We start from the raw sequence: 12,307 nt of genomic DNA on the forward strand, positions 1-12,307 counted from the left end.
CCCTGCCCACTCCTGCCCTGCGCAGACGGTCGGCGATCAGGATGCCGAGGGCGGTGCCGCCGACGCAGCTGGCGATCGTCACGGCGAAGAAGGCGACCTGGGCGAAGAGAGACATGGATCCGAGATCGAACCAGGCCCACGCCGAGATCGGGTAGACGACGCCTACGACGACGGCGCCGACGTAGTGCATCCACGTTCCCCAGTAGCGCCAGAGCACGAACAGGAACGGCAGCTCCGTGAACGCCGCCCACCAGAGATTCGTCAGCACGCTGCTGAAACCGTACCCGGAGAACGGGACCATCACGAGGCCGGCGATCAGCGCGACGAGGAGTCCGACCAGCGGCTTCCGCAGCAGCCTCAGCGCGATCACGGACGGCAACAGCCACAGGCCGGCGAGGGCCATGCCGACGAAGGGCAGCGGCCCGGTCAGCAGCGTCGAGAACCAGTTCATCGGCGCGAGCAGCACCGCCCCGGCGACGCCGAGCGCGGCACAGGTCAGCAGGATGGCGGTGGGGAAGCGGAATCGTCCACCGGCGACTGACGCGCGATGTCCGGCTGCTGCTGCTGCGGGAGCATCTCCCACTGACCCCCTGGAGGCGAGGCCATCGGCTGCATCCGTTCCGCTCACGCGAGGGGCTCCGCTGCAGCGTCGCGCGCGGCCTTCGAGGCGGGGGATGAGGCGCCGATCTTCCAGTAGCCGCAGAAGCTCACGGCATTCTTGTCGACCCCGCGCGTGCCCACGAGATGCTTGCGCGCCCCTGAGGCGAGTGCCTGCTCGCCCGCCGCATACGCGTGGAACGGCGCATCCGGCAGGGCAGCGCGTGCCAGCGTCTCCAGGGCGAGTGCCCCGGGAGCGATGCCATGCGGCCGCACGATCCACACGACCTCGACGCCCGAGGGATGCGTGAACGCGAGAGCGTCGTCGTCGCTCGGCACCTCCACGATCGCGGTGCCCGTCGCAGTGGCAGGCAGCGAGGCGCAGATGGAGGAGATCGCGGGCAGGGCGGTCTCGTCGCCGACCAGCACGACCCGCTCCACCCCGCGCTGCGGGTTGAACGTGAGGCCTTCGTCGATGATCAGCACGTGCTCGCCAGGCTCGCAGGTCTCCGCCCATCGCGACGCGGGGCCGGCGGTGCCGTCCGCGGCCGAGCCGTGCAGCACGAAGTCCACGTCGATCTCGGCGCCGGCCTCCGCGGTCGCCGGACGGTACGCGCGCACGCTGTAGTTGCGCATCACCGGACGCTCACCGTCGGGGATGCGCAGGAACTTCAGGTACCCGAACACCTTGTTCGCCTTCGCCGGCACCCGGTCAAGCCCGGCATCCCCTCCGATCGGCAGGAACAATCGGAACCACTGGTCGAACCCCATCGGCCGGAACTTCTCGATGTCACCACCGCCGAGCGTCACCCGGATCCAGTGCGCCGAGAGCTGCTCCGTGCGCAGCACCGTCAGATGGAGGAGTTCGGACGACTCGGGCTTGACCATCTTGCTGAACGCCATCAGGACGCCTTTCAGGGAAGCTGCCAGGGGAAGAAGACGACGAAGATGGCTGCAGAGGCCAGCAGGGTCGCGACCGTGAAGACGGTGTCTCGCGTTCGGAACGGGACCAGGTGCCGCTCGGTGCGCGTCGGATGTGCACCGAACGCCCGCGAGTCCATGGCCAACGCGACGCGCTCGGCGTGGCGGATCGCGCCGGCGAGCAGCGGCACGATGTACCCCCACCCCCGGGCGATGCGCGCGAGGGGTCCGCGACCGCCGTGATACCCGCGCACCCGATGGGCCGCCCTGATCACGGAGAGCTCGTGCCCGAACCGCGGCACGAAGCGGAAGGCAGCCAGGGCCGTGTACCCGATCCGATACGGCACCCGCAGCTGCTGCACGCCGGCTCGCACCAGGTCGGGTCCGCTGGTGGTGAGCCCGCCGACGAGCGCGAGAGCGACGATCGAGCCGAGCCGCAGCGCGGTCGCGAAGCCGAGGAGCAGAGCCCCGCTGTAGAGCGTCCAGTCCCCGATGTGCACGACCGGGGTGGTGTCGTGGACCAGTCCGGTGTCGACCCACAGGGAGAAGCCGATGCCGATCAGGAGCATCCCGGCGGGGAGAGCGAGCAGCAGCAGGGCGAGGAGCCGCACGGTGAGACGCGCGCCGACCAGGATCAGCGCATAGGCGAGCGCCAGGAACGCGGCGGGGGTCGCCAGATCCCGCACGAAGACGAGCAGCACCATCGCGGGTGCGAAGCCGGCGACTTTCGCGAGCGGATTCAGTGTGTAGAGGAACTGCCGGCGCGACGTCGCCGTCATGCGTGCATAGGGGTCGAACGTCGCCGCGGTCATGAGCTCACCCCGAGGCCGGCGGACGCCAGCACGCGTTGCAGGGCCGGCAGCTGCAGCCCTGCATCCGTGAACAGCAGTTCGTCCTGCAGGAGCGCGGCGGTGGGCCCGGTCGCCCGCACCCGACCCTCGGCGAGGAGCACGACGTGGCTGGCGTGCTCGGCCACCAACTGCAGGTCGTGCGTGACGATCAGGATGGTCGTCCCGTCCGCGCGCAGCCCCTGCAGCAGATCGAGCAGCTCGGCGGCTCTCGCACGGTCCTGTCCGAAGGTCGGCTCATCGAGCGCCAGCACACGGGGCCGGGTGATCAGCGCCGTGCCCACCGACAGGCGCCGCTTCTCACCGCCCGAGAGCAGGAACGGATGCACGTCCGTCTTGTGCTCGAGTCCGAAGCGCGTGAGCATCTCGTCGACTCTCGCCGTGATCTCGGCGTCGGGCACATGGCGCAGCCGCAGCCCATGGGCGAGCTCGTCGAACACCGTCGGGGCGATGAACTGGTGCTCGGGATTCTGGAACACGAACCCGATCCGCGCGGCGAGGTCGCGGGGAGACGCGGTCCCCGGGTCGATGCCGTCGACCGACACCTGTCCACGCGGTGGCGGTACGACGCCCGCGAGTGCCTGGATCAGCGTGGTCTTGCCCGCCCCGTTCGCACCCACGATGGCCGTGAGACTGCCGGGGGCGAGGTCGAGGTCGACACTGTGGAGGATCTCGGCGCGACGCCGGCGCACCGTCAGCCCTCGCGCGCGGATGATCGGCTCGACCCGTGTCGTGGCGTCTCTCCTCGTCGTCGCGGCGGACGACGTCGTGCGGCTCGGTGACGTCATATGGCTCGATGACGTCGTACGGCTCGGTGGCAGGGACGAGACCGGCTGACCTTCGAGTGCGACGGCGAGTTCCTGGGGAGACAGCGGCAGCGGATCGAGCGTGAACCCCTGACCCCGGAGTCGGAGCGCCGTCAGGGTGGCGGCCGGAAGCCACACGCCCATCCGGACCAGCTCGTCGGCGTTCTCGCGGATGATCTCGGCCGCCGGTCCGTCGAAAGCCACCCGACCCTCGCGGTCGAGCACGATCGTCCGTGTGACGAACGACATAGCCGCATCGAGGTTGTGCTCCACGAGCAGGATGGCGCGGTCACCCGCAGCGACCACCTCAGCGAGCGCGGCGTACACGTCGTCGATGCCCTGGGCATCGAGGTTCGCGGTCGGTTCGTCGAGCACGATGAGGGGTGAGCCCATCGCGAGGGCACCGGCGATCGCGAGTCGCTGCCGTCCGCCGCCGGAGAGGTGGTCGGGGTTCACCGTGCGCCGTTCCCAGAGCCCGACGCGGCGCAGTGCCTCCTCGACACGACTCTCCACCACGTCGAGCGGCAGCCGCAGGTTCTCGGGGCCGAACGCGACCTCGTCGTACACACTGCCGGTGACGATCTGCGCATCGGGGTCTTGGAACACCATCGCCACGCGGGTGCTCAGCGTCGCGGTCGGGGCGCTCGCCGTGTCGATGCCGCCCGCCTCCACCGTGCCGATCATGGCTGTGGGGAGGGCGTGCGGGATGAGCCCGTTGAGGGCGAGGGTGAGCGTCGACTTGCCCGAACCGGAGGGCCCGAGCAGGAGCACGACCTCTCCTGCATCGATGTCGAAGGTCACATCGCGCGGAGAGGGGTGCGCCGCATCGGCGTGGGTGAGGGAGAGGTCACGCACGCTCAGCAGGGGCGCGGATGGGCGCACGGCGGAGTCCCGGGTCGGCGGATCGTACCCTTCTAACTTAGCTGAGGCTTACCTGATTATCCACGCGCACAGAAGCCCTCCGGCGGATGACATCGATCATCCGGTGGACGGACGTGGAGCGGCCGAAGAACCGGCATCGTCGTAGAGGCGCCGACCGGGCGCCGCAGGAACGAGGGAGCACCGTGCCACAAGACACGAACACGCACACGATCGCCCGACCGCACCGTACGGCGCGGAGGGAGCAGCCGACGCCTCCACCCGAGTCGGACGCGGCACGTCGTCGCGGCGAGCTCGGCCGGATGGTCGGCATCGACTTCGCGCGCTTCCTGGCGATCATCGGCATGTTCTGCGCCCACCTGCTCCCGCCGGCCGGCCTGCCAGGCCACGTCGAAGGGGTGTCGACCATCGTCGACGGGAACGCCTCGACCCTGTTCGCCGTCGTCGGCGGGATCAGCGTCGTGCTCGCCACCCGCTCCTACCTGGAACGCGGCCACGTCGCCGCCGCACGGTGGGCGATGGCTGTGCGGGGTGTGCTCGTCATCCTCATCGGGGCGACGCTCGCCCTGGCGCCGGGAAGCATCGTGGTCGTCCTCGTCTACTTCGGTGTCGCCATGCTGTGCAGCATCCCGTTCCTCAGAGTGAGTCCGCGCTGGTTGCTCGTCTCCGCGGCGATCCTCGCGATCGCGGGGCCGATCCTCAACGCCTTCCTGCGACAGGCCCTGGGGGTCATCGGGGAGGGCGGCGGAGTGTCCTGGCCGCAGTGGGGGGAGCCGGCGGTGGCGCTGCGCGCGATCTTCGTCACCGGCACCTATCCCGTCGTGACCTGGATCGTCTACGTTCTCGTGGGGATGGCCGTCGCCACACTGCTGATCGCCGCTCGGCGCAACGGGACGGAGAAGCGATTCCTCGCGTGGACGGCCGGCATCGGCGCCTTCCTCGCCGTGTTCGCCGTGTCGACCAGCGCCCTCGTCTACGAGTTCTTCGGGCGCGCGGTCCTCGTCGCGACCCTGCCGCCCGAGGCGGCTGCCGCCACCGAGAGCATCATCGGCACGCCGGGCTTCGGCGCTCCGCTCTCTCCGCAGTGGTGGGCGCTCGTGCTGCAGACGCCGCACACGGGGACGACCCTCGACATCCTGCGGGGGGTCGGCATCGCCCTCTTCGTCATCGCGAGCATGCTGTTCCTCGCCCGAGTCCTCCCCAAGTCCGCGCTTCGCGTGCTCGAGCCCGTCAGGGCGGCGGGGGCCGCTCCGCTCACGGTCTACACGGTGCACGTGCTCGCCGCGGCGGCCACCTCGTTCGTGCTGCTCTCCGGTGCGGTCGACGCGTCGACGGATCTCCCGTGGTGGTACCTGGGGCCGGCGATCCTCGGTGTCCACATCCTGGGCGCGATCGTCATCGGCGCGATCCTGGCGGCGCTGAAGCGTCGCGGTCCGCTCGAGGCGCTCGTGAGCTCGGTCTCGGGCGCCGTCGCGCGGCGGCTGGGCGGAGTGCCTAGCGGCGGGCGACGCCGGCGCGGCTGAGTGCCGAGCCGATCGCGAGGCCGATGGCTGTCCACGCGATCGGCCCGAGCACCGAGATCGCGAGGTAGAGGATCTGCGCCCACAGCGGCATCACCGAGAGGTGGGCGGCGAAGAACACCACGACCGCCACGAAGACGCCGATGATCGCCGCCGAGAGGAAGAAGCGCCACGGGCCCCAGGAGCGGTAGCGGGTGAGGGCGGCCACCCCCTCCTGGATCAGGCCGAACAGCAGAGCGGTGCCGATGAACCGCAACGCCCAGGCCGGGTTGAAGGCGCTCGCGATCAGAGCGGCGAACACATGGGTGATCAGCGCGACGAGCGGGAGGCGCAGCACCTCCTGCGCGATGATGCCCGGCAGCACGTGCGAGCCGAGGACCAGGCCGTAGAGGAACAGCAGGGGGCTCGCCAGCAGCACCGGAGTCACCCACCCGGCTATACCGGCGAGGATGCCCGTGGCGACCCCGATGGCCGCGCATACGAGCAGGACGCGGGTCGTCAGGACAGAGGTGCGGGCCACCTCTCCAGCTTACTGTCGACGTATCGCGAGGGCCGCCGTGGATAACCCTGGCCGATCGGCGAATGCCGGGTGACCGATCGGCCAGACTTCCTGAGAATCGCCAGGGTCGGGCATATGTTGGCCGCGGTGCAGCAAGAGGGCCGCACCGTGATCATCGGGAGCACCACATGGGTCGAACACCCCTCCGGATGGCGGCAGCCACCACCCTGGCCACGCTGTTCATCGCATCGACGGCAACCGCGGGCTACGCGACGGAGGAGGTGACGCACCCCGTCCCCGTCGCAGGCACACCAGGGCACTACATCGTGGTGATGAAGTCGGATCCGCTCGCCACCTACGAGGGCGATGTCAAGGGTCTGAAGGCCACCAAGCCCGCCGAAGGCGCCCAGCTCGAGACGCAGTCGCAGGATTCGCAGCGCTACGTCGAACATCTCCAGACCGAGCAGGAAGACCTCGTCAGCGACATCGGGGTCACGCCGGACACCACATATCAGGTCGTCCTCAACGGCTTCAGCGCCGACCTCAGCGGCGAGCAGGTCGATGCGCTCCGCGCCTCGAAGGACGTCCTCGGCGTCTACCCGGATGAGATCCGTCACCCCGACGCGCAGAGCTCGACCGACTACCTCGGCCTCGGTGACGACCGCAAGGGCAAGGGCGGAGTGTGGCAGCAGACCGGAGGGGTCGCGACCGCCGGAGAGGGCGTCGTCGTCGGTGTGATCGACACCGGCATCGCCCCCGAGCACCCCTCCTTCGAGGGGAAGAAGATCAAGAAGCAGAAGAAGCAGCACAACCGCAACAAGGGCGGGCAGCCCTACACCGACGGCACCTACGTCTACTTCGACAAGTCCGACGGCGGGCAGTTCCAGGCCGCGATGGTCGAGGGTCAGGACTGGGACACCAGCGACTACTCCTCGAAGCTCATCGGCGGACAGTACTTCTACGCCGGGGCCGAGGCCGCCGGCTTCGACTTCCAGTACGACTACCTCTCGCCGCGTGACGGCGACGGCCACGGCTCGCACACCGCGAGCACGGCGGCGGGCAACTTCAAGGTCAAGGCCAGCATCGAGAACGTCGATTTCGGCACGATCTCGGGTGTCGCACCGGCCGCGAAGATCTCGGCGTACAAGGCCTGCTACGTCGGCCCCGACACGACGGTCACCACCGACGACATCTGCGCGCAGAGCGACCTGATCGCCGCGATCGACCAGGCCGTCGCCGACGGCGTCGACGTGATCAACTACTCCATCGGCGGCGGAGCTGCGAGCACCGTGATGGCCCCGGAGGACCTCGCGTTCTTCAACGCCGCAGCAGCAGGCGTCTTCGTGGCGACGAGCGCCGGCAACGACGGACCTGACCCGGTCACGGCCGACCACGCCTCGCCCTGGTACACCACGGTGGCCGCATCGACCATCCCGACCTGGGAGGGCACCGTGCAGTTCGACGGGTTCGCGCAGGCCGGAGCCTCGGTGAGCGTGCCGTTCGGTCAGAAGGTCACCGGCCCGTCGATCGCCGCAGTCGACGCCGCGGCGGCGGGCGCCGTCACCCCGCAGCTCTGCCTGCCCGGCACCCTCGATCCTGCCAAGGTCGCCGGACACATCGTGGTCTGCGACCGTGGCGGCAACGCCCGCGCCGAGAAGTCGCAGGTCGTGAAGGACGCCGGCGGCATGGGCATGGTGCTCGTGAACGTGCCCGGCGGCGCCGACTCGCTCGACAACGACTTCCACGCGGTGCCGACCGTGCACCTGAACGCCGTGCACCGCGCGGCCGTGCTCGCGTATGTGCAGGGCGGCGTGGATCGTCCCATCACCCTCGTGGGTGAGAACACCACCGGCGTCGTCACCCCGACCCCGCAGATCGCGGGATTCTCGAGCCGCGGACCCATGCTGGCCGACGGCAGCGACGTGATGAAGCCGGATGTCGCGGCTCCCGGTGTCGCGATCCTCGCGGCGACCGAGAACGCTCCGGGGGAGAAGCCGACGTTCGGCATCCTCTCCGGCACGTCGATGGCCTCCCCGCACGTGGCCGGCCTCGCCGCGCTGTACCTCGGCGAGCACCCCAAGGCGACGCCAGCGGAGATCAAGTCGGCGATGATGACCACCGCCTACGACACCGTGCTGCCCGACGGATCGAAGAACACGAATCCGTTCGAGCAGGGTGCAGGCCAGGTCGACCCGAAGCGCTACCTGAACCCGGGTCTGCTCTACCTCAACGGTGTGAAGGACTGGGCGGCGTTCCTCGACGGGAAGGGACTCTCGGACTTCCCCGGCATCGACCCCATCGACGGCAGCGACCTGAACCAGGCGTCGATCTCGATCGGCTCCCTGACCAGCGCACAGACCGTCACCCGCACGGTGACCTCGACCGAGAAGGGCACCTTCACGGCCAAGGCCTCGGTGCCCGGAGTGAACATCAAGGTCACGCCGCAGCAGTTGAAGTTCGACCGTCCGGGCCAGACCAAGACGTTCACGGTGACCTTCGACAACGCCACGGCTCCGGTGGAGCAGTGGGCCACGGGTTCGCTCACCTGGACGAGTGCGAAGAACTCGGTGCGCTCGCCGATCGCGCTGTTCCCGGTCACAGCCGATGCGCCGGCCGAGGTCACGGGCAGTGGCGTCGACGGCAGCACCGCTGTCGAGATCACCCCCGGTCTCACCGGTGACCTCGCGCTCGGACTCTCGGGTCTGACGCCGTTCGAACTGCTCGCCGACGCGGACAACCCCGTCGAGGGGCACTCGGGTGACGAGAAGTCGGGCGACGCCAACAAGGACGTCTCGTGGATCGTGAACGTACCCGAGGGCACGACCCTCTCGCGGTTCGACCTCGATTCGTCGGACGACAAGGGCAGCGACCTCGACCTCACCGTGTACCGGGTGGTGAGCCCGGACGACCTGCAGTACTACGAGCGCTGGCGTTCGGCCACCGGCTCGGCGGACGAACAGGTCACGATCCCGTCGCCGAAGGCCGGAACCTACCTGTTGGTGGCGAACATCTACTCGACGACGGGCCCGATGACGTGGGACATGACCTACGCCAACGTGCTGGCCGACGGCGAGGGTGACCTCACGGCCACGCCGAACCCGCTCGCCGCGGTGCGCGGCAAGAAGACGTCGTACAACCTCGGCTGGACCGGCCTGACCGCCGGCACCCGCTACCTCGGGGTCGTGCAGTACGGCGAATCCGACGTGCGCACCGTCCTGACGGTCGACGTGCCGGCGGCGAAGGCTCCGGAGACTCCGGCGCCCGAGACGAAGGCACCGGAGACCCCGGCACCGGAGACGAAGGCACCGGAGACCCCGGCTCCGGAGACCCCGGCACCCGAGGCATCGCCGACGGGCGCGCCTCCGACGAGTGCGCCGGAGACGGCGAAGCCGGAGTAGCCCCTCCACACACACACGACGCCCCGCGGTCTCCCTTCCGCGGGGCGTCGTGTGCGTGGCGCTCGGAAACAGGCGATCCCGCGGAGACAGGCCGATTCACGAGGCAGCCGCCTGATGTGGCGGGAGGGCCTGATGCGGCGGGGCGAACGGACATCCCCGGTATCCGTTCATCGCGCCATCCGCGCCGCTCGTCGCAGCAACCGCGGCGAGCGGTCATGTCGGGAGCGGGATCTTCCTAACGTGGGGGAACGCAACGTCGCGTATCCCGAGGAGACCCCCATGACCGCACCTTCGTCGCGCCGCCGCGACGGCGCCGGACTCGTCGACGACGAGCCCATCATCGTCACCGACCCGAACCTCCCTCCCGTGGCCCTCACCGAAGAGCACCACGAGAAGGCGAACCGCTGGACCCTACCGAAGATCATCCTGTGGGCCGCGATCGCCCTGCTGGGTGCCGTCGCCTGGACCATGCTCGCGATCGTCCGCGGCGAGACGGTCAACGCGATCTGGTTCGTGTTCGCCGCGGTCTGCACATACCTGATCGGCTACCGGTTCTACTCCAAGGTCATCGAGCGCTACATCACGCGCCCCGACGACCGCCGGGCCACCCCCGCCGAGGTGAAGCAGGACGGCAAGGACTACGTCCCCACCGACCGCCGGGTGCTCTACGGTCACCACTTCGCCGCGATCGCCGGTGCCGGCCCGCTCGTCGGCCCCGTGCTCGCGGCGCAGATGGGGTACCTCCCCGGCACGATCTGGATCATCGTCGGCGTCGTGCTCGCAGGCGCCGTGCAGGACTACACGGTGCTCTTCTTCTCGATGCGACGCGGTGGTCGCACGATCGGGCAGATGGCCCGTCAGGAACTCGGCAAGATCGGTGGCACAGCCGCGATCATCGCCTCGCTGCTGATCATGCTGATCATCGTCGCGATCCTCGCCCTCGTCGTCGTCAACGCGCTGGGCGAGAGCCCGTGGGGCGTCTTCTCGGTCGCGATGACCATCCCGATCGCGTTGTTCATGGGCGTGTACCTGCGCTACCTGCGCCCGGGCAAGGTGACCGAGGTCTCGATCATCGGCTTCGTGCTGCTCATGGCCGCGATCATCGGCGGGGGCTGGGTCGCCGGCACCGAGTGGGGCCAGGCGATCTTCCACCTCGACCGCACCACGATCGCCTGGGGCATCATCATCTACGGCTTCATCGCCGCGGTGCTCCCGGTGTGGCTGCTGCTCGCCCCCCGCGACTACCTGTCGACCTTCATGAAGATCGGCGTGATCGTGATGCTCGCCGGGGCCATCGTGCTGGTCCGTCCCGAGATCACCGTCCCCGCCATCAGCATCTTCGGTGAGAACGGCATGGGGCCGGTGTTCGCCGGTCCGCTGTTCCCCTTCCTGTTCGTCACGATCGCCTGCGGAGCGCTGTCGGGCTTCCACGCCCTGATCGCCTCCGGCACCACCCCGAAGCTCATCGAGAAGGAGCGTCAGACGCGCTTCATCGGCTACGGCGGCATGCTCATGGAGTCGTTCGTCGCGATCATGGCACTCGTCGCCGCGATCTCGATCGACCAGGGCATCTACTTCGCGATGAACGCACCGACCGCCGCCACAGGGGGCACGGTCGAGGGGGCCGTGGCCTTCGTGAACTCGCTCGGCCTGACGGGGGTGAACCTGACGCCCGACATGCTCACAGGCACGGCAGCGGCTGTCGGGGAGGAGTCGATCGTCTCGCGCACCGGTGGTGCCCCCACCCTGGCGCTCGGTCTCGCGCACATCATGCAACAGGCTCTCGGTGGCCAGGCCCTCATGGCGTTCTGGTACCACTTCGCGATCATGTTCGAGGCGCTGTTCATCCTCACGGCCGTCGATGCAGGAACCCGCGTCGCCCGGTTCATGCTGCAGGACTCGATCGGCGCCTGGTTCCCCAAGTTCCGCGACGTCTCCTGGCGCCCCGGGGTGTGGATCTGCACCGCGATCATGGTGGCCGGCTGGGGAGCGATCCTCATCCTCGGCGTCACCGACCCGCTCGGCGGCATCAACACCTTCTTCCCGCTGTTCGGCATCGCGAACCAGCTGCTCGCCGCGATCGCGCTCGCCGTGGTGATGGCCATCGTCGCCAAGCGCGGCAAGAGCTACATCAAGTGGCTGTGGATCATCGGGCTGCCTCTGGCCTTCACCGCGGTGGTCACGATCACGGCGTCGCTGTACAAGATCGCCTCTCCCGTGCCGGCCATCGGCTATTGGGCGAATCACTTCCGCTACGTCGCCGCCCGCGACAGCGGAGACACCTCGCTCGGCGAGCCGGCGGTGCTCGATGCGGTCATCCGCAACACCGCCGTGCAGGGCACGCTGTCGATCATCTTCGTGACCCTGGCGATCATCGTGATGGTGGCGGCCGTGACCGTCACGATCAGGGCGATCCGCAACGGTGGTGGCGAGAACACCGAGGACGCACCCGTGGCCTCGCGCCGCTTCGCCCCGGCCGGGTTCCTGCCCAGCGCCGAAGAACGCGAGCTCGAGAAGCAGTGGGAGCCGATCCTCGCCGACGAGCGCAAGGCGTCGACCCACTGATGTCGAGACACTGAGATGGCTGACACCACGAGTCGGACGGATGCCGCGACCACCCTCCTGCGGACGCTGCTCAGCGCCGCGGTGCGGGCCGGCCGCGGCATCCGCTGGTACATCACGACCCTGATGGGCGACAGCGCCTACGCGACGTACGTCGCCCATCACGGTCGCGTGCATCCCGGCGAGGAGCCGCTGACCGAGCGGCAGTTCTGGCGGCAGCGGATGGACGACCAGGATCGCAACCCCGGTGCCCGCTGCTGCTGAGGCGTGCGCGGCT

General features: G+C 69.2%; 9 protein-coding genes. 4 read left to right on the forward strand and 5 right to left on the reverse strand.

Annotation, left to right across the window (positions count from 1 at the left end; translation table 11 throughout):
- The 4 genes from AAY78_RS01505 to AAY78_RS01520 form a co-directional block, all read right to left on the reverse strand.
- On the reverse strand, nt 1-628 hold a 628-nt coding region (locus AAY78_RS01505; protein WP_231589630.1), incomplete at its 3' end, for an ECF transporter S component.
- Nucleotides 625-1,500, reverse strand: coding sequence for a siderophore-interacting protein (locus AAY78_RS01510; protein WP_046746613.1), 876 nt, complete (start codon nt 1,498-1,500; stop codon nt 625-627). The genes AAY78_RS01505 and AAY78_RS01510, both read right to left, overlap by 4 nt.
- 11 nt (nt 1,501-1,511) lie before the next feature.
- The gene (locus AAY78_RS01515) at nt 1,512-2,330 is read right to left on the reverse strand and encodes an energy-coupling factor transporter transmembrane component T (protein WP_082108532.1); all 819 of its coding nucleotides are present in this window, start codon (nt 2,328-2,330) and stop codon (nt 1,512-1,514) included.
- Nucleotides 2,327-4,054, reverse strand: coding sequence for an ABC transporter ATP-binding protein (locus AAY78_RS01520; protein ID WP_046746614.1), 1,728 nt, complete (start codon nt 4,052-4,054; stop codon nt 2,327-2,329). The genes AAY78_RS01515 and AAY78_RS01520 overlap by 4 nt, the downstream gene beginning before the upstream one ends.
- 182 nt (nt 4,055-4,236) lie before the next feature.
- On the opposite strand from AAY78_RS01520, the gene AAY78_RS01525 reads away from it, so the two are divergent.
- Nucleotides 4,237-5,574, forward strand: a complete 1,338-nt coding sequence (locus tag AAY78_RS01525; RefSeq protein WP_082108534.1) for a heparan-alpha-glucosaminide N-acetyltransferase domain-containing protein — start codon at nt 4,237-4,239, stop codon at nt 5,572-5,574.
- Here the strand turns inward: AAY78_RS01525 and AAY78_RS01530 are convergent.
- Nucleotides 5,546-6,091 carry an ECF transporter S component gene (locus tag AAY78_RS01530; protein ID WP_045264328.1) on the reverse strand — a complete coding sequence of 182 codons (546 nt, stop codon included), beginning with the start codon at nt 6,089-6,091 and terminating at the stop codon, nt 5,546-5,548. The two genes, AAY78_RS01525 and AAY78_RS01530, sit on opposite strands and share 29 nt — an antisense overlap.
- Nucleotides 6,092-6,258: 167 nt before the next feature.
- Between AAY78_RS01530 and AAY78_RS01535 the strand changes: the two genes are divergently transcribed.
- The 3 genes from AAY78_RS01535 (at nt 6,259) to AAY78_RS01545 (ending at nt 12,294) form a co-directional block, all read left to right on the forward strand.
- Nucleotides 6,259-9,468: a S8 family serine peptidase gene (locus AAY78_RS01535; RefSeq protein WP_197077659.1), complete on the forward strand. Its 3,210-nt coding sequence runs from the start codon at nt 6,259-6,261 to the stop codon at nt 9,466-9,468.
- Between the two features lie 279 nt (nt 9,469-9,747).
- Nucleotides 9,748-12,033 carry a carbon starvation CstA family protein gene (locus AAY78_RS01540; protein WP_046746615.1) on the forward strand — a complete coding sequence of 762 codons (2,286 nt, stop codon included), beginning with the start codon at nt 9,748-9,750 and terminating at the stop codon, nt 12,031-12,033.
- A 15-nt stretch (nt 12,034-12,048) separates the two neighbouring features.
- Nucleotides 12,049-12,294: a YbdD/YjiX family protein gene (locus tag AAY78_RS01545; protein ID WP_046746616.1), complete on the forward strand. Its 246-nt coding sequence runs from the start codon at nt 12,049-12,051 to the stop codon at nt 12,292-12,294.
- The last annotated feature ends 13 nt before the right edge of the window (nt 12,295-12,307 follow it).

This window comes from Microbacterium sp. Ag1, from assembly GCF_001005635.1.
Classification (GTDB): Bacteria; Actinomycetota; Actinomycetes; order Actinomycetales; family Microbacteriaceae; genus Microbacterium; species Microbacterium oxydans.